The 25,740-nt window shown below is 69.1% G+C and carries 20 protein-coding genes; 12 read left to right on the top strand and 8 right to left on the bottom strand.

From position 1 onward, the window contains the following. Window positions 1-377 precede the first annotated feature (377 nt). Entirely contained in the window at window positions 378-3,773 is a 3,396-nt protein-coding gene (locus BLV63_RS11975) for a pyruvate carboxylase (protein WP_066215532.1), read from the top strand. 93 nt (window positions 3,774-3,866) lie between these two features. Here the strand turns inward: BLV63_RS11975 and BLV63_RS11970 are convergent, their stop codons facing one another. Beyond that, window positions 3,867-5,678: an AMP-dependent synthetase/ligase gene (locus BLV63_RS11970; RefSeq protein WP_066215529.1), complete on the bottom strand. Its 1,812-nt coding sequence runs from the start codon at window positions 5,676-5,678 to the stop codon at window positions 3,867-3,869. A gap of 179 nt (window positions 5,679-5,857) precedes the next feature. On the opposite strand from BLV63_RS11970, the gene BLV63_RS11965 reads away from it, so the two are divergent. Continuing rightward, a complete protein-coding gene (locus BLV63_RS11965) occupies window positions 5,858-6,922 on the top strand; it encodes an ROK family glucokinase (protein WP_082724226.1) in 1,065 nt (354 codons plus the stop codon). A 9-nt stretch (window positions 6,923-6,931) separates the two neighbouring features. On the opposite strand, the gene BLV63_RS11960 is transcribed toward BLV63_RS11965, so the two are convergent. Further along, window positions 6,932-7,462 (bottom strand): hypothetical protein, encoded by a 531-nt coding sequence (locus BLV63_RS11960; protein ID WP_066215527.1) that lies wholly within the window; start codon window positions 7,460-7,462, stop codon window positions 6,932-6,934. Continuing rightward, on the bottom strand, window positions 7,459-8,241 hold the full coding sequence (locus BLV63_RS11955) for an alpha/beta hydrolase (protein ID WP_066215524.1): 783 nt from the start codon (window positions 8,239-8,241) through the stop codon (window positions 7,459-7,461). Before BLV63_RS11955 ends, BLV63_RS11960 begins: the two co-directional genes overlap by 4 nt. A 122-nt stretch (window positions 8,242-8,363) precedes the next feature. On the opposite strand from BLV63_RS11955, the gene BLV63_RS11950 reads away from it, so the two are divergent. Both BLV63_RS11950 and BLV63_RS11945 read left to right on the top strand, forming a co-directional pair. After that, window positions 8,364-9,092, top strand: a complete 729-nt coding sequence (locus BLV63_RS11950; protein ID WP_066215523.1) for a lysophospholipid acyltransferase family protein — start codon at window positions 8,364-8,366, stop codon at window positions 9,090-9,092. Window positions 9,093-9,190: 98 nt separating this feature from the next. After that, a complete protein-coding gene (locus BLV63_RS11945) occupies window positions 9,191-10,594 on the top strand; it encodes a class II 3-deoxy-7-phosphoheptulonate synthase (protein ID WP_066215521.1) in 1,404 nt (467 codons plus the stop codon). A gap of 132 nt (window positions 10,595-10,726) precedes the next feature. Here the strand turns inward: BLV63_RS11945 and BLV63_RS11940 are convergent, their stop codons facing one another. After that, a complete protein-coding gene (locus tag BLV63_RS11940) occupies window positions 10,727-12,604 on the bottom strand; it encodes an ABC transporter ATP-binding protein (RefSeq protein WP_066215518.1) in 1,878 nt (625 codons plus the stop codon). Between the two features lie 138 nt (window positions 12,605-12,742). Between BLV63_RS11940 and BLV63_RS11935 the strand changes: the two genes are divergently transcribed. Further along, a complete protein-coding gene (locus tag BLV63_RS11935; RefSeq protein ID WP_074784566.1) occupies window positions 12,743-13,225 on the top strand; it encodes a MarR family winged helix-turn-helix transcriptional regulator in 483 nt (160 codons plus the stop codon). Here BLV63_RS11935 and BLV63_RS11930 read toward each other — a convergent pair. Then, window positions 13,206-15,311: a Stk1 family PASTA domain-containing Ser/Thr kinase gene (locus BLV63_RS11930; RefSeq protein ID WP_066215512.1), complete on the bottom strand. Its 2,106-nt coding sequence runs from the start codon at window positions 15,309-15,311 to the stop codon at window positions 13,206-13,208. The genes BLV63_RS11935 and BLV63_RS11930 overlap by 20 nt on opposite strands. 76 nt (window positions 15,312-15,387) lie before the next feature. After that, entirely contained in the window at window positions 15,388-16,749 is a 1,362-nt protein-coding gene (locus BLV63_RS11925; protein ID WP_066215509.1) for a lytic transglycosylase domain-containing protein, read from the bottom strand. A 258-nt stretch (window positions 16,750-17,007) separates the two neighbouring features. On the opposite strand from BLV63_RS11925, the gene BLV63_RS11920 reads away from it, so the two are divergent. Then, window positions 17,008-17,361, top strand: coding sequence for an Rv2175c family DNA-binding protein (locus BLV63_RS11920; RefSeq protein ID WP_066215505.1), 354 nt, complete (start codon window positions 17,008-17,010; stop codon window positions 17,359-17,361). A 116-nt stretch (window positions 17,362-17,477) separates the two neighbouring features. Here BLV63_RS11920 and BLV63_RS11915 read toward each other — a convergent pair whose 3' ends face one another. Beyond that, window positions 17,478-18,590, bottom strand: coding sequence for a polyprenyl synthetase family protein (locus tag BLV63_RS11915; protein WP_066215502.1), 1,113 nt, complete (start codon window positions 18,588-18,590; stop codon window positions 17,478-17,480). Further along, on the bottom strand, window positions 18,587-19,084 hold the full coding sequence (locus tag BLV63_RS11910; RefSeq protein WP_066215501.1) for a hypothetical protein: 498 nt from the start codon (window positions 19,082-19,084) through the stop codon (window positions 18,587-18,589). Before BLV63_RS11910 ends, BLV63_RS11915 begins: the two co-directional genes overlap by 4 nt. Window positions 19,085-19,242: 158 nt before the next feature. Here BLV63_RS11910 and dinB point away from each other — a divergent pair, with 158 nt between their 5' ends. The 6 genes from dinB (at window position 19,243) to BLV63_RS11880 (ending at window position 25,689) form a co-directional block, all read left to right on the top strand. Beyond that, window positions 19,243-20,475, top strand: coding sequence for a DNA polymerase IV (gene dinB, locus BLV63_RS11905; protein ID WP_066215750.1), 1,233 nt, complete (start codon window positions 19,243-19,245; stop codon window positions 20,473-20,475). Window positions 20,476-20,611: 136 nt separating this feature from the next. Beyond that, window positions 20,612-20,989 carry an SCO2097 family morphological protein gene (locus tag BLV63_RS11900; protein ID WP_066215499.1) on the top strand — a complete coding sequence of 126 codons (378 nt, stop codon included), beginning with the start codon at window positions 20,612-20,614 and terminating at the stop codon, window positions 20,987-20,989. 575 nt (window positions 20,990-21,564) lie between these two features. Continuing rightward, the gene (gene mraZ / locus BLV63_RS11895) at window positions 21,565-21,996 is read left to right on the top strand and encodes a division/cell wall cluster transcriptional repressor MraZ (RefSeq protein WP_066215498.1); all 432 of its coding nucleotides are present in this window, start codon (window positions 21,565-21,567) and stop codon (window positions 21,994-21,996) included. 185 nt (window positions 21,997-22,181) lie between these two features. Continuing rightward, entirely contained in the window at window positions 22,182-23,171 is a 990-nt protein-coding gene (gene rsmH, locus BLV63_RS11890; protein WP_373277861.1) for a 16S rRNA (cytosine(1402)-N(4))-methyltransferase RsmH, read from the top strand. Further along, window positions 23,168-23,815: a cell division protein FtsL gene (gene ftsL, locus BLV63_RS11885; RefSeq protein WP_066215492.1), complete on the top strand. Its 648-nt coding sequence runs from the start codon at window positions 23,168-23,170 to the stop codon at window positions 23,813-23,815. The genes rsmH and ftsL overlap by 4 nt, the downstream gene beginning before the upstream one ends. A 53-nt stretch (window positions 23,816-23,868) precedes the next feature. Beyond that, the gene (locus tag BLV63_RS11880) at window positions 23,869-25,689 is read left to right on the top strand and encodes a peptidoglycan D,D-transpeptidase FtsI family protein (protein WP_254780549.1); all 1,821 of its coding nucleotides are present in this window, start codon (window positions 23,869-23,871) and stop codon (window positions 25,687-25,689) included. Window positions 25,690-25,740: the final 51 nt, after the last annotated feature.

Genomic DNA, 25,740 nt, shown 5'->3' with positions numbered 1-25,740 from the left:
CTGCCGGGCCCCACGATGTGCGGACCGTCTCCGCAGGGTGGCATCACCTTCCATCATAGGGGCGGGCGGAGCCCGCTCCGCCGGATTGCGCCCCGGGAGGCGGGCCCGTGTGTCGCGGAGGGCTCGCGGCGCGGCATCCGTGCAGACTTCCCGGGCGGCGCGCCGTCACCTGTCGAGGCGCCCTCCGGCGCCGCCGGGGAACTCCCGGGCCGCGGAGCGGCGCGGCCTGGTCTTCCCGTGTCACAGTCGCTTCGCGGTCGAGCGAACGGCGTGCTCAGGCCGCTACTGTGATAGCAGTCACCACTCCTTGTGTGGTGAGTGACACATGGTCAGACTTGGGGCACGGGAACAACCCGGCTTGTGACGTACGGAGAAGCATGTTTTCCAAGATACTGGTGGCCAACCGCGGTGAAATCGCGATCAGGGCCTTCCGCGCCGGCTATGAGCTGGGCGCCAAGACAGTGGCGGTCTTCCCTCACGAGGACAGGAACTCCATCCACCGCCAGAAGGCGGACGAGGCGTACCTCATCGGGGAGGAGGGTCATCCGGTACGGGCCTACCTCGATGTGGAGGAGATCGTCCGGGTGGCGAAGGAGGCCGGAGCGGATGCGATCTATCCCGGATACGGCTTCCTGTCGGAGAATCCCGGGCTGGCCCGTGCGTCAGCCGACGCCGGCATCACCTTCGTCGGCCCGCCGGCCGATGTCCTGGAACTGGCCGGGAACAAGGTCGCCGCTCTGGCCGCGGCCCGCAAGGCCGGCGTGCCGGTCCTGAAGTCCTCCGAGCCGTCCCGGGACATCGAAGAGCTCCTGGCCGCCGCGGAGGAGATCGGGTTCCCGATCTTCGCCAAGGCCGTCGCGGGCGGCGGTGGCCGTGGCATGCGCCGGGTCGAGAAGTCCGAGGACCTGCGCGAGGCCCTGGAGGCCGCCATGCGCGAGGCGGATGCCGCGTTCGGCGATCCGACCATGTTCCTCGAGCAGGCCGTGCTGCGGCCGCGACACATCGAGGTCCAGATCCTGGCCGACGCCGAGGGCAACGTCATGCACCTCTTCGAACGTGACTGTTCGCTCCAGCGCCGTCACCAGAAGGTCATCGAGATCGCCCCGGCGCCGAATCTGGACGAGGACATCCGGCAGGCGCTCTACCGTGACGCCGTGGCGTTCGCGAAGGCCCTCGGGTACGTCAACGCGGGAACCGTCGAGTTCCTGGTCGACACCGCGGGTGAGCGGGCCGGGCAGCACGTCTTCATCGAGATGAACCCCCGCATCCAGGTGGAGCACACGGTGACCGAGGAGGTCACCGACGTGGACCTGGTGCAGGCGCAGATGCGCATCGCCGCGGGCGCCACCCTGGCGGATCTCGGCCTCTCGCAGGAGACCGTGAGCCTCAAGGGCGCGGCGCTCCAGTGCCGCATCACCACCGAGGATCCGGCCAACGGCTTCCGCCCCGACGTCGGCAAGATCACCGGCTACCGCTCCGCCGGTGGCGCCGGCGTCCGGCTCGACGGCGGCACCGTGTACTCCGGCGCCGAGATCAGCCCACACTTCGACTCGATGCTGGTGAAGCTCACGTGCCGTGGCCGCGACTACCCGGCAGCCGTCGCCAGGGCCCGGCGCGCCCTCGCCGAATTCCGCATCCGCGGCGTCTCCACCAACATCCCGTTCCTGCAGGCCGTGCTGGACGACCCGGACTTCGTCGCCGGCAAGGTCGCCACGTCCTTCATCGAGGAGCGCCCCGAGCTGCTGAAGGCCCGCACCTCGGCCGACCGTGGCACCAAGCTGCTGACCTGGCTGGCGGAGACCACCGTCAACAAGCCGCACGGAGAGCCACGCGTCAGCACGGGTCCCGAGGTCAAACTCCCGGCCGTCCCCGAAGGCGAGGCCCCGGCCGGTTCGCGGCAGCGGCTGCTGGAGCTGGGTCCCGAAGGCTTCGCGAAGGCGCTGCGCGAGCAGACCGCCGTCGCGGTCACCGACACGACGTTCCGTGACGCCCACCAGTCCCTGCTCGCGACCCGCGTGCGCACCAGGGACCTGGTGGCGGCCGGTCCCGCGGTGTCCCGCCTGCTGCCCGGCCTCTTCTCAGTGGAGGCCTGGGGCGGTGCGACGTACGACGTCGCGCTCCGCTTCCTGGGCGAGGACCCCTGGCAGCGTCTCGCCGCTCTCCGGGAGGCCATCCCGAACATCTGTCTGCAGATGCTCCTGCGCGGCCGCAACACCGTGGGCTACACGCCGTACCCGGAGGAAGTGACCCGGGCCTTCGTCCAGGAGGCCGCGGCCACCGGCATCGACATCTTCCGCATCTTCGACGCCCTCAACGACGTCGATCAAATGGAGCCCGCCATCCGCGCGGTCCGCGAGACCGGCACCGCCGTGGCGGAGGTGGCCCTCTGCTACACCGGCGACCTCCTGAACCCGGACGAGGACCTCTACACCCTCGACTACTACCTGGAGCTCGCGCAGCGGATCGTCGACGCCGGCGCGCACATCCTCGCCATCAAGGACATGGCCGGTCTGCTGCGTCCGGCCGCGGCCGCAGTCCTGGTCAAGGCGCTCCGCGAGCGGTTCGACCTTCCCGTGCACCTGCACACGCACGACACGGCGGGCGGTCAGCTCGCGACGCTGCTCTCCGCGGTGGACGCCGGTGTGGACGCCGTGGACGTCGCCTCGGCGGCCCTGGCCGGCACCACGAGCCAGCCGGCCATGTCCGCGCTGGTCGCCGCACTGGCGCACACGCCACGGGAGACGGCGCTCGAGCTGTCCTCCGTGGATGCCCTGGAGCCGTACTGGGAGGCCGTCCGCAGGGTCTACGCGCCCTTCGAGTCGGGCCTGGCCTCGCCCACGGGCCGCGTCTACCAGCACGAGATCCCGGGCGGCCAGCTCTCCAATCTCCGTCAGCAGGCCATGGCGCTGGGACTCGGTGAGCGGTTCGAAGCGATCGAGGACATGTACACCGCCGCGGACCGGATCCTCGGCCGCCTGGTGAAGGTCACCCCGTCCTCGAAGGTGGTGGGCGACCTCGCCCTGCACCTCGTGGGTCTCGGTGCGGACCCCGAGGAGTTCCGGGAAAACCCGCAGAACTTCGACATCCCTGACTCGGTGATCGGTTTCCTCAACGGGGAACTGGGCAATCCTCCCGGTGGCTGGCCCGAGCCGTTCCGCAGCAAGGCCCTGCAGGGCCGCGCCGTGAAGCCCCGGGACGTGCAGCTGAACGCGGAGGACTCGGAGGCGCTCCAGGGCGACTCCGAGACCCGCCGCGCCACCTTGAACCGGCTGCTCTTCGCCGGCCCGACCAAGGACTACCTGCGGAGCCAGGAGAGCTACGGCAACCTCTCGGTCCTGGACACCCGGGACTACCTCTACGGGCTGCAGCGCGGCGAGGAGCACGTGATCGAACTGGAGCGGGGCGTCCGTCTCATCGCGAGCCTGGAGGCCATCTCCGAGCCCGATGAGAAGGGCATGCGGACGGTGCTCTGCAAGCTTAATGGCCAGTCGCGCCCGGTGGTGGTGCGGGATCACTCCGTCACCAGCAACGTCAAGGCCGCGGAGAAGGCCGACCCGGCCGTCCCCGGTCAGGTGGCGGCGCCGTTCGCGGGCGCGGTCTCACTTAAGGTGGCGGTGGGCGACACCATCGAGGCGGGCGACGCCGTCGCCACCATCGAGGCCATGAAGATGGAGGCCTCCATCACCTCTCCCGTCGCGGGAACGGTGCAGCGCCTGGCGATCTCCGCCGTCGAGCAGGTCCAGGGTGGCGACTTGCTGCTCGTCATCGGCTGACCCCGGTGGGTGCCCGGGATGACCGGGCACCCACCGACGAAGGCGGCCCGGCACCAGAAGGTGCCGGGCCGCCGTCGTGTGGGCGTCCGCCGCTCAGGCGGGCTTGGGCGCGGAGTACATCTCCTCGATGACGTCCGAGTAGTCCTTGACCACCTGGGCGCGCTTGACCTTCATGGAGGGGGTCAGGTGGCCGGAAGCCTCCGTGAAGTCCTCTGTGACGATGCGGAACGACTTGATCGCCTCGGCGTGGGACACGGATTCGTTGGCCTTGGAGATCAGCTGCTGCACCGCCTCCTTGACCTTGTCCTCACGCGCCGCGTCCGCCAGGGACAGGCCGGAGGAGAGTCCGTGCCGTTCGAGCCAGCCCGGCAGCGCCTCCTCGTCGAGCGTGACGAGGGCCCCGATGAAGGGCCGGTTGTCGCCCACCACGAGCACCTGGGAGACCAGGGCGTCCGCGCGGATCTGGTCCTCCAGGAGGGCCGGGACCACGTTCTTGCCGCCCGCGGTCACGATGATCTCCTTCTTGCGGCCGGTGATGCGAAGGAAGCCCTGCTCGTCGAGTTCGCCGATGTCGCCGGTGTGGAACCAGCCGTCGGTGAAAGCCTCGTCCTGCAGCTCGGGGCGGTTGTAGTAGCCTCGCATGACGCAGACGCCCTTGGCGAGGATCTCGCCGTCGTCCGCGATCCGCACCGCGTTGCCCGGCAGGGGCGGGCCGACCGTGCCGATGCGGTTGAGATCGAGCGTGTTGACGGTGATGGGCGCGGTCGTCTCGGTCAGGCCGTAGCCCTCGAGGACCAGCAGGCCGATGCCGTTGAAGAAGTGGCCCAGCCGTTCGCCGAGCGGGCCGCCGCCGGACACCGCATGGGTGACGTGGCCGCCCATGGCCTCCCGGAGCTTCTTGTAGACGAGCGCGTCGAAGAGGGTGTGCTTGAGCTTGAGACCGAGCCCCACCTTGCCGGCCTGGCGTGCCCGGGAATAGGCGATCGCGGTCTCGGCGGCCTTGTGGAAGATGGCGCCCTTGCCGCCGTCCTCGGCCTTGGAGAGCGCCGAGTTGTACACCTTCTCGAAGACGCGGGGCACGGCCAGGATGAAGGTCGGCTGGAAGCTCTGGAGATCGGGCAGGAGGTTCTTCACATCCGGAGTGTGCCCCACCCGCGAGCCCGCGGCCACGGCCAGGACCGAGATGAACCGGGCGAACACGTGGGCCAGCGGCAGGAACATGATGGTCGAGGCGCCCTGGTTGACGATCACCCCCAGCTGGGCGAGTGCGTTGTCGGAGAGCTCCGCGAAGTTGCCGTGGGTGAGCTCGCAGCCCTTGGGCCGCCCCGTGGTGCCGGAGGTGTAGATGATCGTGGCGATGCTGTCGAGGGAGGAGCTACTGCGGCGCGCTTCCAGCTCGGCGTCGCTGATGTTCGCTCCGGCGGTGCGGAGTTCGTCGAGCCCGCCGGCTTCGATCTGCCACACGTGCCGCATCCCGTCCAGGTTCTCGGCGCGGACGGCGGCGCGGATGGCGTGCTCGTGGTGGGACTGCTCGGCGAAGGCGGCGACGGCGCCGGAGTCGCCGAGGTTCCAGGCCACCTGGCTGGGGGAGGAGGTCTCGTAGATCGGGACGGAGATCGCGCCGGCGAACCAGATGGCGAAGTCCACCAGCGTCCATTCGTAGCGCGTGCGGGACATGATGCCTACTCGATCGCCCTGCTGCACTCCGTTGGCGATCAGTCCCTTGGCGAGTGCCGAGACGTCATCGAGGAACTCGGTGGCCGAGATGTCCTGCCAGGTCCCGGAGGCGTCCCGGGTGGCGAAGAGGGCCGGGTTCTTGCCACCGCGGGCGTGCCGCAGCAGGAAGTCGGTGATGTTGCTGGCCGGGTCCAGATGAACCTTGGCCGGCATGCTGAATTCTCGCACGATAGCTCCTTCGATATCCCGTCCCCCGACAGGGCTTGCACCCAGCCTAGTACCCGGGGGTTTCCGTGGCTCTGAGGCGGGGGAGTCCGGGTCCGGCGCGGGCTGCTGCGCTCGGGGGATGTGATCCACATTATATCTACTCGCCAGTAACTTAGTGTCCGCGTCCCTAAGATGGGCTCATGCAGCACACCATCCCGCGCGCCGGCCGCAGACCGTCGCTGGCCATCGGCATCGACATCGGCGGCACCAAGGTGGCGGCGGGCCTGGTGGACCAGCACGGCCGGATTCTCCGCTCGGAACGCCGCGAGACCCCGGGCCAGGACGCCGAGCGGGTGGAGGAGGTCATCGCGGAGCTCGTCGAAGAGCTGAGCAGTGGCCGCCGCGGCGCCCCGGTGGGCATCGGCGCGGCGGGCTGGATGGACCTCGACGGCGGCACCGTCCTCTTCAGCCCGCACCTCGCCTGGCGCAATGAGCCTCTGCGCGCCCGGCTGGAGGAGAAGCTCCGTCGCCGCGTGCACGTGGTCAATGACGCGGACGCCGCCGCCTGGGCCGAATGGCGCTTCGGGGCGGGCCAGGGGGAGTCCCGGCTCGTCTGCATCACCCTCGGCACGGGGATCGGCGGGGCCATGGTGAACGACGGGCACCTGGAGCGCGGGAGGTTCGGCGTCGCGGGGGAGTTCGGGCACGCGATCATGGTCCCCGGAGGCCACCGCTGCGAATGCGGCAACCGTGGCTGCTGGGAGCAGTACGCCTCGGGCAACGCGCTCGGCCGGGACGCCCGCGAGCTGGCCGCCGCCAACTCGCCGATGGCCCAGGAGATCCTGGCCGCCGCCCACGGCGACGTGCACCGGATCACGGGGGCTCTCATCACCCGCCTGGCGCTCGAGGGAGAGGCTCAGAGCCGCGAACTCGTGGCCGACGTCGGGGAGTGGCTCGGGCTCGGCCTGGCCAACCTCGCAGCGGCGCTCGACCCGGGAACCTTCGTGATCGGCGGCGGCCTGTCCACGGCGGGGGACCTGCTGCTCGACGCCGCGGAGCGGACCTTCCACCGCAACCTCACGGGGCGCGGGTTCAGGCCGGTGGCGCGGGTCGCCCTCGCGAAGCTCGGTCCGGACGCCGGGCTCGTCGGCGCCGCGGACCTCGCGCGGAACGCGGCCAGGCGGGTTCCCTTGCGCGGTGCGCCGACGCTCAAGGCGCCGTGGAGCGCCCGCGGTTCCGGGCCGAGGCCGCGCGCCGGCGGTTGAGCCGGGCGGTCAGAGGCGGGCGCCGTCGTCGTAGTCGTCATCACTGCGCTGGGGAAGCTGCCACAGGAGATAGCCGATGCCGGCGATGAATCCCGCGATGAGGACCCACCACACCGGCTGGGGTGCGGAGCGCCAGAAGATCAGGAGCAGCACGATCAGCAGCGGGCCCCCCGCGGCGCCGGCCCAGGCGAGAGCCAGCCGGGGATCCGCTTCGCTCAGGGGTCCGGGATCCTCCGGGACGAAACTGTCGAGCTCCTCTTCCACGTCGGGGTCGGTGACGTAGTCCCGGGGGCCGCCGCCCGTCGTCGGCGGAGCGGCCGGGCTGCTGAGGCCCAGCGGGTCGAAGGCGGAGAATCCGGACCCGGTCCCAGGGGTCTGGGCGGCAGGCGTCTCCCCACTGTCGGTGGCTTTCAGCCGCGCGACCAGGTCTTCCCAGACCGCGTCGTCGTCCTGGCCGGAGTCGCCGGAACCACGGGGTTCCTCCGGCGGGGGCTCCTCGGAGGAGCGGCTGCCCGGAGTGTTGTCTTCGGCGGGGGTCATCGCCTCGCCCCCAGGGAGTCGATGAAACGGACGCTGCCGTCGAAGATGAGAGGGGCGTCGTTGTCCACGGTGGCGACGTGCAGGCTGTTCTCCAGCCACTCGATGTCCAGCAGCCCGTCACGCAATCCGTTCTGCAGGGCGCGGACGCTTGAATCACCCACGATGTGGTCCGTGCGCGAGCGGAACAGGTGCACCGGCGTGCTGATGCGAGGGAGCAGCTCCCGCGTGTTCGCGAAGAGCTTGTGCAGCTCATGGACGGACGCGGTGGGCGTGCGGGTGTAGGCGCCCTCGTCGACGCCGGGTTTGAGGATGTCGTTCGCGATGGACGGCGTCGACTTCACGAGGTGCTTGAGCAGGCCGGAGAGCGGGGCGCGCCAGTCGTCGATCACGAGGCCCGGGTTGACCACCACGGTCCCGGCCACGGGTTTGAGCGCGGCGAGCCGTAGGGCGAGACAGCCGCCCATCGAGAGACCGGCCGTGACGATCGTGTCGCACAGCGGCACGAGTTCCTGGTAGCTGGCCTCGTAGGCCTGGTACCACTCCTGCCAGCTGCGGGTCGACATGTCCTGCCAGGTGGTGCCGTGTCCGGGCAGCAGTGGCATCCGCACCGTGAAGCCTGCGTCCGCCAGGTGAGTGGCCCAGTCCCGGAGGCCGTGCGGGCTTCCCGTGAAGCCGTGGGACATGACCACGCCCACACGGGCGCGCGGACCGTGCCCGTCGCTGCTGAACGCGTCGTGAGAGATGGCCGATTGCTCCGGATGCAGTGCCTCATTGCTCATGACTCCATCATTCCCCAAAGTCGCGTGACATGGGACCCGGCGGGCCCGTCCATGTAGTCTGGGCGCAGGTTCCGGGCTCTGTCAGGGCCCACCTGACACCGCCACTTCCAAGGAGGACGGCCATGTTCTATTGGCTGATGAAGAACGTGATCATCGGGCCATTGGTCAAGCTGATCTTCCGCCCCTGGGTCAAAGGCCTGGACAACATCCCCCAGGAGGGCGGCGCCATCCTGGCCTCGAACCATCTCTCCTTCTCCGATTCGGTCTTCATGCCGCTCGAAGTGCCGCGTCCGGTGGTCTTCCTGGCCAAGAGTGACTACTTCACCGGGCGTGGCCTGAAAGGCCGGCTGACGGCGGCCTTCTTCCGGCTGACGAACCAGCTCCCGATGGACCGCTCGGGCGGCGCCGCCTCCAGTCTGTCCCTCGGCGCGGGCGCGGAGGTGCTGAAGAACGGCGAACTGCTCGGCATCTACCCCGAAGGCACCCGCAGCCCGGACGGCCGCCTGTACCGGGGCAAGGTCGGCGTGGCCCGTCTGGCCCTCGAATGCCGGGTCCCGATCATCCCCGTGGCCATGATCGGGACGGACAAGGTGCAGCCGATCGGCCGCACGGTCCCCAGCATCCGCCGCATCGGCGTCATCTTCGGCGAACCGCTCGACTTCAGTCACCTGGCCGACCGTGCCGAGGAGTACGAGGTGCAGCGGCAGGTGGTGGACGCCGTGATGGAGCGGCTCATGAGGCTCTCCGGGCAGGAGTACGTGGACAAGTACGCCGCCACGGTCAAGGCGGAGGCGGCCGCGGCCGCGGCAGGGATCCGGCCCGACGACGGCGAGCACCCGGCGTCGTCCTGACGCCGCCTCCGGGAATCCTCCCGGGCGCCCGCCGTCGATGACGTCCGTCCTATGGACCCGAAGCGGCGATCCCGTCCCGGGCGTCTAGAATCGACCGTGTGACTGAGCTTTCCACCACAGCGGCCCCCGACTCCTCCGCCGCCTTCGCGGCCGCATCCCAGAGCGGAGCGGCCGACTATCCCGGCCTCGACGAGTGGCGTTCGCTGCCGATCAACCAGCAGCCCACCTGGTCCGATCCCGCGGTCTTCGACGCCTCGGTCAAGGAACTCTCCATTCTTCCCCCGCTCGTCTTCGCCGGCGAGGTGGACGTGCTGCGCGAGCGTCTCGCGGCCGCGGCCCAGGGACGGGCCTTCCTCCTGCAGGGCGGCGACTGCGCCGAGACCTTCGAGGCCGCCACGGCGGACCGGATCTCCTCCCGGGTGAAGACGATCCTCCAGATGGCCGTCGTCCTCACCTATGGCGCCTCCCTCCCTGTCATCAAGATGGGCCGCATGGCCGGGCAGTTCGCCAAGCCGCGGTCGTCCAATGACGAGACCCGGGACGGCGTCACCCTGCCGGCCTACCGCGGCGACATCGTCAACGGCTATGAGTTCACCCCCGAGTCCCGTGCACACGATGCCGGCCGCATGCTGCGGGCCTACCACACCTCGGCTTCCACCCTGAACCTCATCCGGGCGTTCACCACGGGTGGCTTCGCGGACCTCCGCCTGGTGCACCAGTGGAACAAGGGCTTCACGGCCAACCCGGCCCATGCCCGCTACGAGTCCCTGGCCAAGGACATCGACCGCGCCATCACCTTCATGCAGTCGTGCGGCGCGGACTTCGAAGCCCTCAAGCGGGTGGAGTTCTTCGCCAGCCACGAGGCGCTGCTCCTCGACTACGAGCGCGCCCTCACCCGGATCGACTCCCGGACCGGGTTCCCGTATGACACGTCGTCGCACTTCCTGTGGATCGGTGAGCGCACCCGCGAGCTGGACCACGCGCACGTCGACTTCCTCTCCCGCGTCCGCAACCCGATCGGCGTCAAGCTCGGCCCGACCACCTCGGGCGACGATGCGCTGCGCCTCATCGACAAGCTGGATCCGAACCGCGAGCCCGGCCGCCTGACCTTCATCACGCGCATGGGCGCCGGCAAGATCCGCGAGAACCTCCCGCCCATCGTGGAGAAGGTCACCGCGTCCGGGGCCCAGGTGCTCTGGGTGACCGACCCGATGCACGGCAACACCGTGACCAGCAAGAACGGCTACAAGACCCGTCGCTTCGACGACGTCATGGACGAGGTCCGCGGCTTCTTCGAGGTGCACGAGGCCCTCGGCACCTTCCCGGGCGGTCTGCACGTGGAGATGACCGGTGACGACGTCGCGGAGTGCCTCGGCGGCGCCGACCCGATCGACGAGGCCGCGTTCGAGGACCGCTACGAGTCGGTCTGCGATCCGCGTCTGAACCACATGCAGTCCCTGGAACTCGCGTTCCTGGTCGCCGGGTCGCTCTCGAAACGCTGAGTTCAGCGCACTGGCCGGGGCGATCCCGGAGCGCAGAAGAGGCCGGTCCGTATCCCACGGACCGGCCTCCGGCGTTTCCGGGCCGGGCCTACGGGGCGCGGCCCAGCCGACCACGGCTCAACAGACCGTGTGTCAGCCGACCGGTTCGTCCTGAAGGTCGTCCTCGAACTCGGGGTCGGTGAGCTGGCGCGCCGACAGCTCGGCGAACGCGCCGCCCGCCGCCCGCAGCTCCGGCGCGGTGCCGTGCTCGACGACCCGGCCGGCGTCGAGCACCACGATCTGTTCCGCGTCCTCCACCGTGGAGAGCCGGTGGGCGATCGTCAGGGTCGTGCGCGTGGCGGCGAGATGGTCCAGGGCCGCCTGGACCTGGGCTTCGGTCGTGTTGTCGAGGGCGCTCGTGGCCTCGTCCAGCACCAGGACGCGGGGATTGCGCAGCAGGGTGCGGGCGATCGCCAGGCGCTGCTGCTCGCCGCCGGAGAAGCGGTGCCCACGTGCGCCGACCATCGTGTCGAGGCCGGCGGGGAGGCTGCGGATCAGCTCGGCCACGTGGGCCGCCTCGAGGGCCTCCCAGAGCACGTCGTCGCCCGCGTCCGGCGCCGCGATCCTCAGATTGTCCCGGACGCTCGCGTGCGCCAGATACGTCTCCTGGGAGACCACGCCCACGATCGAGGAGAGGTCCTGGAAGCTGAGGTCCCGCACGTCGACGCCGTCGATCGTCACGCGGCCCGCTCCGACGTCGTTGAGACGGGGGAGCAGCGAGGCCAGCGTCGACTTCCCGGAGCCGGTCGGCCCGACGACGGCGGCCGTCGTGCCGGCGGGGATGGTCAGGTCGACGTCGCTGAGCACGTTCGTCCCATTGCCCGGGTAGGCGAAGTCCACGTGCTCGAAGCGCACTTCTCCGCGGACGGTGGCCGGGTCGAGACGCACGGGGTGCTCGGGCTCGCGGATCTCCGGCACCAGGTCGAGCCACTCGAAGATGCGCGAGAAGAACGCCATGGCCGTCACCCACTGGACCCCGACGCTCATGAGGCCCATGACGGGCCGGAACAGGCCGGACTGCAAGGCGGTGAAGGCCACGATGGTGCCGATCGAGAGATCCATGCCGCCCACCGGAAGGCCGGCCGCGAGGTAGATGACGGCCGGGATGGCGGCGAAGACGATCTGCATGGCGGCCATCCGCCACCGACCGGCCAGCTGGGACCGCATCTCCAGATCGGCCAGCTCACGGCTGGCCGCGTCGAAGCGCGCGGCGTCTCGGGAGGTGGAGCCGATGGTCTTGGCCAGCCGGATCCCGGAGACGGAGAGACCCTCATCCACATACGTCTGCAGTTCCGCCATCTTGGCCTGCTGCTTCACGGTGATGTCCCGGCGCTGCAGGGCGACCCGGCGGGCCACCCAGATGGACGGGGGCAGGACGAGGAGGGAGACGAGGCTGAGCCAGGGGGAGAGGGCCACCATGGCGATCACGGTGCCGATGGCGGTCGTGACATTGGACGCCACGGCCGTGGCGGTGTTGGTGACGAGGTTCTGCATCCCGTTGATGTCGTTGGTCATGCGCGACTGGACCTCGCCGCCGTGGGTGCGGGTGAAGAAGCCGAGCGACTGGGCCTGCAGGTGGCCGAAGAGCCGGGTCCGGAGATCGTGCATGACCCCCTGTCCGATGCGGGTGGAGATCCACGTCTGCCAGACACCGATCACCGCCGTGACCGCGGCGACGCCGATCATCGCGAGCACCAGGAGGCCGAGCAGTCCGGTGCGTCCGTGGGGCAGGGCGTCGTCGATCACGCTGCGCACCAGGAACGGCTGGAAGAGGGAGACGATGGAGCTGCCGGTGATCAGGACGACCACGAGCAGCAGCGGGCCTTTGTAGGCGGAGAAGAGGGCGGCGATGCGCCGCTTGCTGACCGGGTGCTGGTCGAGCTGTGTGAGGTCGGCCTTGTTGACGCGACCGGGGCCCACGGGGCGTCCTGCGCCCGGGCCTGGAGTGTGGGGGACGGCGCCAAAGGTCATCCGGGGCCTCCTGAGGGGGTCTGGGGAAGGCGGCGTGTTCCACGCGCCTCGATAAGGAGGTTACCTCCGTACATGGCGAATGTAAAGAGGTAACCTCCTCATCTTTCCTTCGGACGCGCGAATGCCTACAGTGTGACCATGACCCCCGACCGCATGGAGCTCCCTGACCTGGTCCATTCCGTCTCACACGGACTGCGGCGCAGCTGGATGGCCGACCTTTCCCCCTTCGGCCTGTCGCCTCACCAGTGGCGCGCGCTGCACGTCATCGCATCGCACGACGGCGAGCCCCAGCGACAGCGCGACGTCGCCGCTGCGCTGCGGATCGCGCCGCGCTCGGCGGCGGAGGTGCTGAGCCAGCTCGAAGGGGAGGGGCTGATCGCACGCACGCCGGATCCCAGCGACAAGCGGGCCGTGCTGCTCTCCGCCACCAAGGAGGGGCTGGAGCTGGAGCGGAAGGTCCATGCGGTCCGCTCACAGCGCGGCGATGAGTACTTCGCCACCCTGGGCGCGGAGGACCGGGCCGAACTGACGCGGCTTCTGGGACTCCTGCTGGAGGCACATCCCCGCCCCCAGGAAGGGTGGCGGCTGCCGAGGGGCGGCGCTACACCACCGTCAGTGTGATGGTGGAGCCTTCCGGTGCGGTGCCATCGCGCGGATCCTGAGAACGCACGGTTCCGAAGAAGCCGCCCAGGACCTCGTTGATGACCACCGTGAAGCCCAGCTTCTCCAGCTCAGCCTTGGCGACGGAGGCCTGCTTGCCCACGAAATCGGGCACTTCCACGGGCCGAGGCCCCTTGGACAGGGTGAGGGTCACGGTTTCGCCCTTGAGCAGGGTGCCATTGGCGGGGACCTGCGCGGCGACCTTGCCGGCCGGGATGTCCTTGCTGAAGACCTGCTCCTGGGCGGTCTTCACCTCGAAGCCCGCCGTGGCGAGCTTCCGCGTCGCATCGTCCTCGCCGAGGCCCAGTACGCTCGGCACGGGGATGGGCTCCGGCCCTTTGGACACCGTCAGGTTCACCGGGGTGCCGCGACGCACTTGAGCGCCGCTTCCGGGCGATTGGGCGATGACCTGGCCGACGGGAGCGGTGTCACTGTATTTCTCCGTGACGCTTCCGGCCGCGAGGTTCGCTCCCGTCAGCGCGGTGCGCGCGTCGTCCAGCGTCTTCTTGACCAGGCCCGGAACGGGGAACAGCTGCGGTCCCTTGGAGACCAGCAGCTGCACGCCTTCGAACTTACGGATCACGGTCCCGGCCGGGGGCTCGGTCGCCACCACCAGACCGCTCCCGACCTTCTCGTCGAACACCTCTTGCTGTTCGGCCTTGATGCCGTAGCCGGCGAGAATCGACGCGGCTTGTTCCGCGGGCTGGCTCTTGAGGTCCGGCAGGGTCACCTGGGCACCCGGACCCATGCCGAAGAACCATCCGGCGCCGGACGCCAGGAGTGCGAGCAGCACCAGGACGATCACCCAGATGACGCCCTTGCGCCGGGGATTTCCCTGCCGCACCTGGCGGGTGGGGGTCGCCAGGGCTTTCGCTTCCTGCCGGGCCCGCTCCTTGTCGTCCTTCCTCTGCTGCCGCTTGCTCGGCGGGGCGGCGGGGGCAGGAGCGTGGGGCAGGACCGTGGTCGACTGGCCGGACTGCGGGATCACCGATGTGGCCAGCGGATCAGCCGGGCCGAGCACGGTGGTGTGCTGCTCACCAGCGGGCAGCACCGTGGTCTGCAGACCCGGGGTGGCGATGAACTCGGTGGCGCCGTCACCTTGAGGGGTGCTGGAGTGCGCCGGGTTAGGTGTGGCCGGAGCGCCGGGCCGCGGCTCGAACGGCGACGACGCCGGCGCGCCCGGCGCGGGCAGGTCCAGGTCGGCGGCGGGCAGGGTCGCCGCGACATGGCGCAGCTCGCCCAGGAAGGCCCGCGCGTCCACCGGACGCTCATCCGGCGCCTTCGCCGTGGCCCACTGGACGAGTTCGTCGAAGTCCTGGGCCAGCCCGGGACGCTTCAGCGAGGGTGCGGGCACCTGGTCGTTGACGTGCTGGTAGGCCACCTGGATGGGCATGTCGCCCGTGAACGGCACGCCGCCGGTGAGAAGTTCGTAGAGCATGATGCCGCAGGAGTAAACGTCGCTGCGGGCATCGGCGTCGTGGCGGAGGAAGAGCTCGGGGGAGAGGTAGGCCACCGTCCCGAGGAGCTCCCCGGTGCTGGTCTGGGCGGTCGCCTGACGGGCGAGTCCGAAGTCGCCGATCTTCACGGCGCCCTCGCGCGAGATGAGGACGTTCTCCGGCTTGACGTCCCGGTGGATCAGCCCGGCCTCATGAGCCGCGGCCAGGCCTTCGAGCGCCGGGGCCAGGTAACTGATGGCGACGCGAGGGGTCAGGGCTCCTTCGCTGCGGATGACGTCCCGGAGGGTGCGCCCCTCGATGTACTCCATGACCAGATAGGTCAGACGGCCGTGGCGGCCGTGGTCGAGGACGGACACCACGTGGGGGTGTGAGAGCCGCGCGGAGGCCCGGGCCTCGCGGGCGAACCGCTCGACGAAGACCTCGTCGGACGCGAGCTGAGGGTGGAGCACCTTCAGGGCGACAGGGCGTTCCAGCGTGACGTGGAGCGCTTTGTACACGGTGGACATGCCGCCGTCCGCGATGCGTTCGAGCACGCGGTAACGGTTGTCGACGACCGTGCCGAGAAGCGGGTCTTCAGAGCGGTGTTGCACCCTATGATCCTAAGTGTTCACGCGACAAGGGTCCGGTACGACGCGTACCGGACCCTTGTCGACAGGCGGGATGTGCTCAGCGGAACGTCGCGCGGTGTGCCTTGATGGCGGCGACGTAGGCCTTGGTGTCCGAGTACATGCCGTGCTGCTCCACCGAGTACTGACCCTGGTAGTAGCCGGCGATCGCGTAGTCCGTGCTGCGGCTGGTGCGGAGCAGGGAGCGGATGATCGCGATGCCCGCCGTCGCGTTGTCGTACGGATCCAGCAGGTTCAGCTGACGGCCCACCATCTGCGAGGCCCATTCGCCCGAGCTGGGGATGACCTGCATGGTGCCGATGGCGTTGGCGGGGGAGACGGCGCGCTGGCTGAAGCCCGACTCCTGGTAGGCGAACGCCAGGGCAAGCGACGGATCGACGCCCATGCGGCGAGCCGTGTCGGCGACGATCTGGCGCATCTCGGCGCGGGTCGGCACGGGGGCCGCGTTGAGCAGGGCCTTGTTCCGGTTGGCGGAGTTGACCACGGCCTTCGGGTACTTGTAGCCGAGGAACGAGTCCGGCACCAGACCGCCCTGGTTGCCCTGATCACTCGGGGCGGTGGGGCTCGTGGTCTGGCCGGCGCCGGGGATCACGAGCTTCTGGCCCGGGTAGATGATCGAGGTCATCTTGAGGCGGTTCGCGTTCAGCAGCGAGGTGAGCGAGACGCGCTGGCGCGAGGCGATGGCCCCGAGGGTGTCGCCCGCACGGACCACGTAGCTGCCGCCCGAGACGGCGGATCCGCCCGTGGAGCCCTTGCTCGTCTGACCGGTGGACTGGGGCACCACGGCGCCGCCTGCGGACACCTTGATCTTCTGACCGGGGTAGATGATCGACGTGGCGCGCAGTCCGTTCCAGGACAGGATCGAGCTCAGGCTCACCCGGTGGCGCATGGCGATGGCGCCGAGGGTGTCGCCCGCACGCACGGTGTACGTCGAGCCGCCCTGGGGCGTCGCAGGCCGGGAGACCTGGCCGCCGGACGACGACGGCGCGGAGACGCCCGCCTTCAGCTTGATGGTCTGACCCGGGTAGATGATCTGGGTCGCCCGGATGTTGTTGAGCTTCAGCAGGGCGTTCAGGCTCAGCCCGTAACGCTGCGCGATGCCGCTCATCGTGTCACCCGACACGATCCGGTACGTGTTCGGAACGGCCTTGAGCGCGATCTGCAGGTTGGCGGGCAGCGACGTCGCCACCTGGCTCACCGGGAGGAGGCTTGCCGAGGCACGGCCGGCGATGGCGGCCTCCAGTCCCTGCGGAAGGCGCTTGGCGGGGGTCACGTTCTGAGGCACCGACGCCTCGGCCGGCTGAGCCAGCGCGAGCGAGGAAAGGACGACTGCGGGAAGGGCGGCCGTCGCCACTGCTGCGGTGGCCCGTGAACGGTTCGTTGGCGATGTGAGGCTCGTCATTCAGTGTCGTCCTTGGCGTCAGGGTCATCCACTGAAAGGGGAGATTTCAGCGTGTGACCTGTGGTGCGTATGTGAAAGTTGATGGTCGTGTTGAAAATGTGACCAATGTGAATCTCTCACGAAATTGCGGCTAGCACAAGAAGAGTGGGTTTCGCTGGGCAGCGCCCCGGCGTGTCCTGGACGCCCTGGTCAGCGCTCGAATCCTCGAGTCGGGGGACGGGCTAGGTCGGAGGCGGCCCGGCGTGGCACCCTTAACGGGTGAGCAATGTTGAATCCCTGGTGGGCGAATGGCTGCCGTTGCCGGATGTGGCGGAAATCCTTGATGTGAAGATCTCCCGGGTCCACGGGCTGATCGACGAGCGCGCCCTGGTGGCGCTGAAGGTGGGCGAGCGGAAGATCCGCAGCGTGCCCGCCGAGTTCGTGAAGGACGGGGAGGTCCTGGACTCCCTCAAGGGGACCATCGCGGTCCTGAAGGACTCCGGATTCACCGACGAGGAGCTGATCACCTGGCTCTTCACAGAGGACGAGTCCCTGCCGGGCCGCCCGGTGGACGCCCTGCGGGCCGGCCGCAAGACCGAGATCCGTCGCCGCGCCTCCGCACTGGCCTGGTGACACCCCGAAACGGGAACGATGAAGGGCAGGGCACGGAATCGTGACCTGCCCTTCATCATTCCGTGTCAGGAACTGCGCCGTCTCTTGAGCTGCGTTGGCTCATGGGCAGAGCCGCGTCAGGAGCTGCGTTGCACCGCCGACTCGGCCAGTGACCGCAGTGCCTGACGTGGCAGGTCCGAGATGGGGAGGGCGTCCAGTGCGGTGAAGCTCGCCGTGCTGAGCGAGTCGATCTCCGCCTCGACGGCGCCCAGCGCGCCACAGGCCGTCATGTCGGCGCGGACCCGGGCCACGTCGTCGTCGCTGAGTTCGGGATGGCCGAGGGCCGCTTCCAGTGACTTGACCTGGTCTGGCGTCCCCAGCTCGCGCATGAAGGCGACCAGCAGGGTGCGCTTGCCCTCCCTCAGATCGTCACCGGCCGGTTTGCCCGAGGTGAGAGGATCGCCGAAGACGCCGAGTTCGTCGTCCCGGAGCTGGAACGCTTCGCCGAGCGGGAGGGAGAAGCGGGAGAAGCCGTCCAGCAGCTCCTGGGGAGCTCCCGCGATGGCGCCGCCGAGGGCCAGGGGATGCTCCGTCGAGTACTTGGCCGACTTGAAGCGGATGACCGTGCGTGCCCGTTCCGCCGCACCTTCCACGGTGCGGAGCGGCCCGGCGACCTCTTCGAGGATGTCGAGGTACTGCCCGGCCATGACCTCGGCCCGCATACGGTTGAAGATGCCGCGCGCCACGGTGCCGGAGCTCGTGGCCTGCCCGATCTCCGAGAAGGCCTCTTCGCTGAACGACAGGCAGAGATCCCCGGTGAGGATGCCCGCGGCGTGACCGAAGCGTTCCGGGTCCAGCATCCAGCCGGACTCCTGATGCAGATCGGTGAAGGACTGATGCACGCTGGGCCGGCCGCGACGGGTGGCCGAGCGGTCGATGATGTCGTCGTGGATCAGCGCCGCGGCCTGGAAGAGTTCGAGTGCGACGCCGGCCTGCACGGCTTCCTCGGCCTGTGCCGCGCCGCCTGCGGCCCGGAATCCCCAGTACGCCAGGAGGGCCCGCATCCGCTTGCCGCCGCTGACGAGGGTCCGGATGGAGTCGAGAAGGGGTGCCACGTCCGCGGAGACCCCGGACACCAGATGACGCTGCCGGTCCAGGAAGTCGTCGAGCTGTTCGTTCACCGCGGCGACGAAGAGGGCCTGCTCGGCGTTCACCTCTGAACTCGGTCCGGGCTGTGCTGCCGTGGTCATTTCGCGCTGGCCGTCCTCACTGTGGCGCCGATGGTCAGGGTGCTGCCGCCGGTCGTCGGGGCCGCGTTCAGGCTGATGGTCTCGTCGCCGTTGTTCCGGATGAAGGTCTTGTTCAGCACCCCGTCCACCGTGGTGGACGCGGTCGCGGTGAAGCCGAGCTTCCGGAAGTGGGCGGTGTAGAAGGTGTCCGCGGCGGCAGGAGCGGACGGTGCGGTGCCGGTGAACGCGACGTCGGTGTACTCGCCCCGGGGGCTCACGGTGCTGGACATCTGCGTGAGTTTCGGAATGGCCGGGATGAGCGCCGTCGGGAAGTTCGTGGGAAGCGCGCGGGCCGTGGACGTGGCCTGCGCGACGGCGGTCGCGGTGGGCGAGGGCGTCGCTGACGACGTCGCCACCGGGGTGGCGGATTCAGGGGTGCAGGCCGTGAGACCCATCCCCACGCACAGAGCCACGGCGAGACCGGCGCGTCGCCACGCCGTCGGGTGCTTGGTCAATCGGAACTCCTCCGGTGGATCGAGCCTGCGCAACCGCAGGGCCCGGCCGGGCCTCATGCCGGCGGGGACACTCCTATTTTAGGGGGCCTGAGGTGGAGGTCCATGCCGGGCCCCGGATGCGGCTCCCATTGTCAGTGGCGCTGGCTAGCATGGTGGGTATGGAGGCGCGGGAACTGGAGAGGTGGAGGAAATGCAGCATCCTCCACGTGGACATGGACGCCTTCTTCGTCTCTGTGGAGCAGCGCGAGAATCCCGCGCTCGTCGGCCGTCCGGTGATCGTCGGCTTCCCGGCGGACCGCTCCGTCGTCCTCTCGGCGTCCTACGAGGCGCGGGCTTTCGGGGTTCGCTCCGCCATGCCGATGTCCCAGGCCTATGCCCGCTGCCCGCAGGCGGTGATCGTCCCACCCCGGCACGAGCTGTACTACGAGGTGTCGGCGCAGCTCATGGATCTCTTCCGTTCTTATACGGACGCCGTGGAGCAGCTCAGCGTGGACGAGGCGTTCCTGGATGTGTCCGGTGCGCTCCGCCGCGTCGGGTCGCCGGTGGAGATCGCACAGGACATTCGGCGCCGCGTCCGCTCCGAACTGGGGGTCTCCGCCTCCGTGGGCATCGCCGGCACCAAGTTCCTGGCCAAGATCGCGTCCACCCGGTCCAAACCGGACGGGTTGCTCGTGATCGAGCCGGAGCAGCAGCTCGAGTACCTGCACTCGCTTCCGGTGAAGGCGCTCTGGGGCGTCGGCGGCAAGTCCGAGCAGCAGCTGGCCCGGCTGGGACTCAGCACGGTGGCGGATGTGGCCGCGACGCCGCTTCCCGTGCTGCGCAAGGCCTTCGGGGCCATGGGGGAGCACATCCACGCGCTGGCCTGGGGGAGGGACCCGCGCCCGGTGACTCCTGAGCGCGTCGACAAGAGCATGAGCGCCGAGACGACGTTCGCCGAGGACACCCGTGACGCGGCCGCGCTCCACCGGGCCTTGCTCTCCTTGTCCCATCGGGTGGCCCGGAGGCTCCGTTCCGGGGAGGTGTCGGCGGGCGGCGTCGCGCTCAAGCTGAGATATGCCGATTTCAGCACGATCACCCGGAGCCGCAGGCTCGACTACGCCACGGATTCGGGCGCCAAGCTCTATGAGCTCTCCCGGATGCTGCTCGACGCCGTGGGCCCGCTGCCTCAGCCGATCCGGCTGATCGGGGTGCGGGCGGATCACCTGGAATCCGGTTCGGGTGCGGTGCAGCTGAGTTTCGACCGGCAGGACGACAACTGGCGCAAGGTGGAGAAGAGCCTGGACGAGGTGCGCGACAAGTTCGGGAACTCCGGGCTCACTCCTGCCCGGCTCCTCGGTGCCAGGAGCCGGAACCGCCCCGGAACGGAAAGTCCTCCTGAAAAGGCGGGATGAGTCGAACTCCACTTTCAACCGGACGTCATCGGGCCTAAAATTGGAGTACGGGGAACTTCCCCGCTGAGGAGTCCGTTGCACTAGTCAGTGGCACCATGGATCAAGCCGACTGGAGCCCGGAGATGAGGAGGTCGTCATGCCGCTCTCGGAGCATGAACAGAGGCTGCTCGAGCAGCTGGAGCGCCAGCTGCATGAGGACGATCCCAAGTTCGCCAGTCAGATGGAACAGGGCGCCGCTCATCGCTGGTCCACCAAGCGCCTGGTGATCGGTGCATTCGCCGTCGTGGCGGGCATCCTGGTCCTGCTGCTCGGCGTCACCCTGCAGAACATCGTGGTGGGCGTGCTCGGCTTCCTGGTCATGGGCGGCGGCGTCTACTTCGCCACCAGCAAGGGCAAGGGTCTCAGCCCGGCTTCCGGCCACCGTGACACGGGGGCTCGCGCCTCTCGCCCGCGATCCGGATTCATGGAAGACCTGGAGCAGCGCTGGGAGCAGCGCCGCCGCGAAGAACCCTGACCTCCTCGGGCTGACGGCCCATCCGTCAGCCCCTACGGCCCAGCCGGTCCGGCGCCTCTGATAGCGCCCGGCGACGGCGGGGCGCCTGCCTCGAGAGCCCGCTTCGGCGGGCTCTTCGTCGTTTCCGGGGGCTTGCGGGGCGGCGATCCCACCCGCCGTCGCGGCCGGCCTGGCCGGAGCCCTCCACACTCCACCCCCGGCATCCCCGGCGTGGTTCACAGGCCCCTCCACTCCGCTCCCGGTCCTGCTCCCGGAGCCCTCCGCCGCGTCCGCCACTTCGCTCCACGGCTTCCTCCCTTTTCCTCCCCGGCAGGCGTTCCGGGCCGTTTTCCGCCCCTCCGCCGGCGCTCCCGCCTGCCCGCGGCACTCCCGGGCGCTCGAACCGCGGATTTTCCCTCCACTTCCCACCACGGCCTTCGATCCCAGTGCTGGCAAGGATTTTGGAAACACAACACGCTGGAAGAAACGCGTTTCGACCTTGACCGTGGTGCGAAGTGGAGTACAGTGGAGGCAGTAAGAGGGTAGTGGCGGCACTTGGGGTAGTACGGCAGCTTTCGACGGATCGGCGGTGAGCAGTGTTCCTTGGCACTCACTCGCCGCGTCTCGACGAAAAAGGCCGCATCATCCTGCCGGCCAAGTTCCGCGAGGAACTGGCCAACGGACTGGTCCTGACAAGGGGCCAGGAGCGCTGCATCTACGTCTTCAGCCAGAAGGAATTCGAACGTATTCACGAGCAGATGCGGCAGGCTCCACTGTCCAGCCGTCAGGCCCGCGATTACATGCGTGTCTTTCTGTCTGGAGCCTCTGATGAGGTACCCGACAAGCAGGGGCGCGTGACGATTCCGCCGGCGCTCCGGGAGTATGCGGGTCTGGGACGGGAGCTGGCCGTGATCGGCGCAGGCACCCGGGCCGAGATCTGGGACGCCCAGGCCTGGAACCAGTACCTCGAGGAGCAGGAGAACTCCTTCTCCGACACGGACGAAGACGCGATCCCCGGGATCTTCTGAGGAAGACCCCAGGCCGTTTCCTGGACGTGATCTCCAGCCGCCCAAGGCTGGTCATCCTGGCTCACCTTCCCCGGAGCCAGGCGGACCGACCCGCGGCGCGGATGGGGATCACGTCACAGGAAGCGCGGCGCACGGCAGGCAGGATCGTAGGCGACACCATCAGGGCAGGAGAGCACATGGCGGAGATGAGCGGGTCAAGGCCCACCTCCGAACGTCACATCCCTGTCCTCAAAGAACGTTGCCTCATGCTGCTGGCCCCCGGCTTCGATGCAGCACGTGGACGCGGGGAGCGTCCCGTGGTCATCGACGCCACCCTCGGCATGGGCGGCCACTCGGAAGCCCTGCTCCAGCGTCACGAGGACCTCCACCTGATCGGCATCGACCGTGACGAGGAAGCCCTGGCGCTGGCCGGCGAGCGGCTCAGTCCCTTCCAGGGACGGACGAGCCTCGTGCACGCCGTGTACGACGAGATCCCCGACGTCCTCGACGAACTCGGGATCCCCGCGGTCCACGGTGTCCTCATGGACCTCGGCGTGTCCTCCCTCCAGCTCGATGAGCGGGAGCGGGGGTTCGCCTACTCCTATGACGCGCCTCTGGACATGCGCATGGACACCAGCCGCGGCCAGACCGCCGCTGACGTGGTCAACGAGTACGAGGAGCAGGACCTCATCCGCCTGATCCGCACCTGGGGTGAGGAGAAGTTCGCGGGCAGGATCGCCCGCAGCATCGTCTCCCGCCGGGCCGAGACTCCGTTCACCACGACCGGTGAACTGGTCGAGGCCATCCGGGCCGTGGTGCCGGCCGCCGCGGCACGCAACAGCGGTCACCCCGCCAAGCGGACTTTCCAGGCGCTGCGCATCGAGGTGAACGAGGAGCTGGACGTTCTCGAACGTGCCGTCCCGGCCGCGGTGGACGCCATTGCGCTCGGAGGCCGCGTGGTCGTGATGTCCTACCACTCGCTGGAGGACAAGATCGTCAAGCGGACCTTCCAGTCCCGCTCCACCTCGTCGGCGCCGCACGGATTCCCGGTGGAACTCGAGCAGCACAAGCCGGAACTCAAGACCATCACCAAGGGCACCGAACAGCCCACCGAAGCAGAGATCGCGGAAAACCCCCGTGCGGCCTCGGCCCGCCTTCGTGCGGCCGAACGCATCAAGGACAGGAGGACGGCATGAGCAGCGTCACCACCCGCCCGGCCATCCGGGCCGTCGGCAACACGGCCCGGAAGCTCGCCACCCCGGCACCGCAGCCGGCGCCGCGCAAGCGCACGCCGCTCGTCGTCGTGCCCTCCGCGCCGCGCCGCAAGTCGGTGGTCTTCGTCGCCTCGTGCTTCGCGGTGCTCGCGGCCGCCCTCGTCGGCGTGCTCCTGCTCAACATCCAACTGTCCCAGGGCCAGTACGACATGGTGGCCCTCAAGGCGCAGCAGTCGACGCTGACGAAGAAGAACCAGGAACTCTCCCAGGAGGTCCAGAACTTCAACGCGCCGCAGAACCTGGCCGCGAAGGCCACTGCCATGGGAATGGTCCCTTCCGCGGGCCAGGGCCAGATCGACCTGGACCGCTCCACCGTGAGCGGCAAGGCCGTCGCCGCCACCAAGGATGAGAAGGCCAAGTCGGCCATCATCGCGGCCCCTGCCATCGCCGGTCAGCTGAGCGTGGTCCCGTCCTCGACCGAGGACCAGACCACCACGGACTCCGCCCAGAAGAAGCCCGCCGAGAGCAAGACCACGGCGCAGGCTCCGGCGGTTCCCCAGGTTCCTAAGGTTCAATTGAACGGGGGAACGGTCCCGGCGCCTGCGCAGCGGACCCCCGGAAACTGATCGACAGAGGACAAGACCTACCTCACCGGTAGGCAGTGAGAGGGCGAGTCGTGGTGAGGACAGGCAAGACCAAACAGCAGGAGACCGCGCGGCGCGTCCAGCTCCGTCTCCGCATCGGCCTGGGCATCATGCTCACGCTGCTCCTCGTGGTGGGTGGTCAGCTCGTCCTCATCCAGGGGTTCGACGTCGGCGGGCTGGCCGAGGCCGCCCAGGCCAAGCGGTCCCGGACCATCGAACTGCCGGCCCAGCGCGGCTCGATCGTCGACGCCAAGGGCACCGTCCTCGCGAATTCGATCATCCGCTACGACGTGGTGATCGACCCGAAGCAGAACACCAGCGTGGACAGCTTCCGGCGGGCGGACCCGCAGGACCCCAAGAAGACCATCAAGATCAGCCGCGACCAGGGTCTCCGTGACCTGGCCGGCCTGCTCAAGATGCCCTTCGAGGACGTCAAGAAGGCCGCCACCGGAACCTCTCAGTACAAGCTCCTGGCCCGGGGCGTGAAGCCCGAGACCGCCGACGCGATCCTCGAACTGTCCGTGCCCGGCGTCGTCACGCAGGGCACCAGCCAGCGGGTCTACCCGAACGGCGCCGTGGCCGGCGGCATCATCGGCTTCCTCAAGGACGGCAAGGACGGCATCGCCGGGATTGAGCAGACCCAGAACTCGGTGCTGACGGGCACCCCCGGGTCCCGCAGCTTCGAGATGGGCGCAGACGGGCTCGTGATCCCCGTGGCGCCGGACCACATCACCCCGGCCAAGAACGGCAGGACGGTCAAGCTCACCCTCGACAGCGATCTGCAGTACTACGCGCAGCAGGTCATCCAGACCCAGGTGAACAACCTGGGCGCGGAATGGGGCAGCGTCGTGGTGCAGGAAGTGAAGACCGGCAAGATCGTGGCCATGGCGGACACCAACACCCCGGATCCGAACAACCCCGGTGGAGTGGACGCCAAGGACCGTGGTGTCCGCTCGGTCACGGCGGCCCTGGAACCCGGCTCCGTGGAGAAGCCCCTCGTGGCGGCCGCTCTCCTCGAGGAGGGCAAGTCCAAGCCCATGGAGCAGTTCTCCATCCCCAACAGCTACACGGTCAACGGGCAGACGTTCGAGGACTCCTTCAGCCACCCGACCTTCAACAGGACCCTCGCGGGCATCCTCGGCTACTCCCTGAACACGGGAACCGTGATGGCCGGCCAGCGGCTGAGCAAGCAGGAACGCTACGACTGGCTCCGCCGCTTCGGCATCGGCCAGGCTCCGAACGTGCCGCTGCCCGGCGTGGCCGGTGGCATCCTCAGCAAGCCGGACCAGTGGGACGGCCGTCAGGAGTTCACCGTCCTGTTCGGGCAGGGCGTCTCGCAGTCCGTCCTGCAGACCGTGATGGCCTACCAGAGCATCGCCAACGACGGCGTGATGCTGGAACCGCGGCTCGTCGACGGGTACATCAATGAGGACGGCACGGAGGAGAAGGCCCCGACGGGCCCGTCCCGCCAGGTCATCTCCAAGTCCACCGCCAAGCAGACCCGGGACATGCTCGAGAGCGTCGTCACGGAAGGCGAGTGGAAGGACGCCGCCATCCCCGGCTACCGCGTGGGCGCCAAGACCGGCACCTCCGAGTCACCCTGTGACAACGGCCGGCCCGGTTTCTGCGGGTACACCGCGTCGATCGTCGGCATGGCCCCGATGGACAACCCCCAGTACATCGTCGAGGTGCTCGTGCAGCGGCCGCAGGACAAGATCTTCGGCATCGACGGCGCCGACATCTTCCGCTCGGTCATGGGCCAGGTGCTCCGCGTGAACAACGTCCCGCCGTCCACCGGCAAGCCCGTGCATCTGGACCAGTTCGGCCCTGGAGGCTCCTCCGGCACCGGCAAGTGACCCCGACCTTCCCCGGACCTCCGGCCCGCACCGGATCCACCGCAGCAACTC

This window comes from Arthrobacter woluwensis (genome assembly GCF_900105345.1).
GTDB classification, from domain to species: Bacteria; Actinomycetota; Actinomycetes; order Actinomycetales; family Micrococcaceae; genus Arthrobacter_E; species Arthrobacter_E woluwensis.
The sequence above is the reverse complement of the archived record's forward strand: the minus strand, read 5'-3'. Positions and strand labels throughout refer to the sequence as shown.

Excerpts from the sequence above, each read along its gene's own strand:
- BLV63_RS11975 (WP_066215532.1), top strand. The coding sequence starts at position 378 with ATGTTTTCCAAGATACTGGTGGCCAACCGCGGTGAAATCGCGATCAGG.
- BLV63_RS11965 (WP_082724226.1), top strand. The coding sequence starts at position 5,858 with ATGCAGCACACCATCCCGCGCGCCGGCCGCAGACCGTCGCTGGCCATC.
- BLV63_RS11960 (WP_066215527.1), bottom strand. The coding sequence starts at position 7,462 with ATGACCCCCGCCGAAGACAACACTCCGGGCAGCCGCTCCTCCGAGGAG.
- BLV63_RS11955 (WP_066215524.1), bottom strand. The coding sequence starts at position 8,241 with ATGAGCAATGAGGCACTGCATCCGGAGCAATCGGCCATCTCTCACGAC.
- BLV63_RS11950 (WP_066215523.1), top strand. The coding sequence starts at position 8,364 with ATGTTCTATTGGCTGATGAAGAACGTGATCATCGGGCCATTGGTCAAG.
- BLV63_RS11940 (WP_066215518.1), bottom strand. The coding sequence starts at position 12,604 with ATGACCTTTGGCGCCGTCCCCCACACTCCAGGCCCGGGCGCAGGACGC.
- BLV63_RS11935 (WP_074784566.1), top strand. The coding sequence starts at position 12,743 with ATGACCCCCGACCGCATGGAGCTCCCTGACCTGGTCCATTCCGTCTCA.
- BLV63_RS11925 (WP_066215509.1), bottom strand. The coding sequence starts at position 16,749 with ATGACGAGCCTCACATCGCCAACGAACCGTTCACGGGCCACCGCAGCA.
- BLV63_RS11915 (WP_066215502.1), bottom strand. The coding sequence starts at position 18,590 with ATGACCACGGCAGCACAGCCCGGACCGAGTTCAGAGGTGAACGCCGAG.
- dinB (WP_066215750.1), top strand. The coding sequence starts at position 19,243 with ATGGAGGCGCGGGAACTGGAGAGGTGGAGGAAATGCAGCATCCTCCAC.
- BLV63_RS11900 (WP_066215499.1), top strand. The coding sequence starts at position 20,612 with ATGCCGCTCTCGGAGCATGAACAGAGGCTGCTCGAGCAGCTGGAGCGC.
- rsmH (WP_373277861.1), top strand. The coding sequence starts at position 22,182 with ATGAGCGGGTCAAGGCCCACCTCCGAACGTCACATCCCTGTCCTCAAA.
- ftsL (WP_066215492.1), top strand. The coding sequence starts at position 23,168 with ATGAGCAGCGTCACCACCCGCCCGGCCATCCGGGCCGTCGGCAACACG.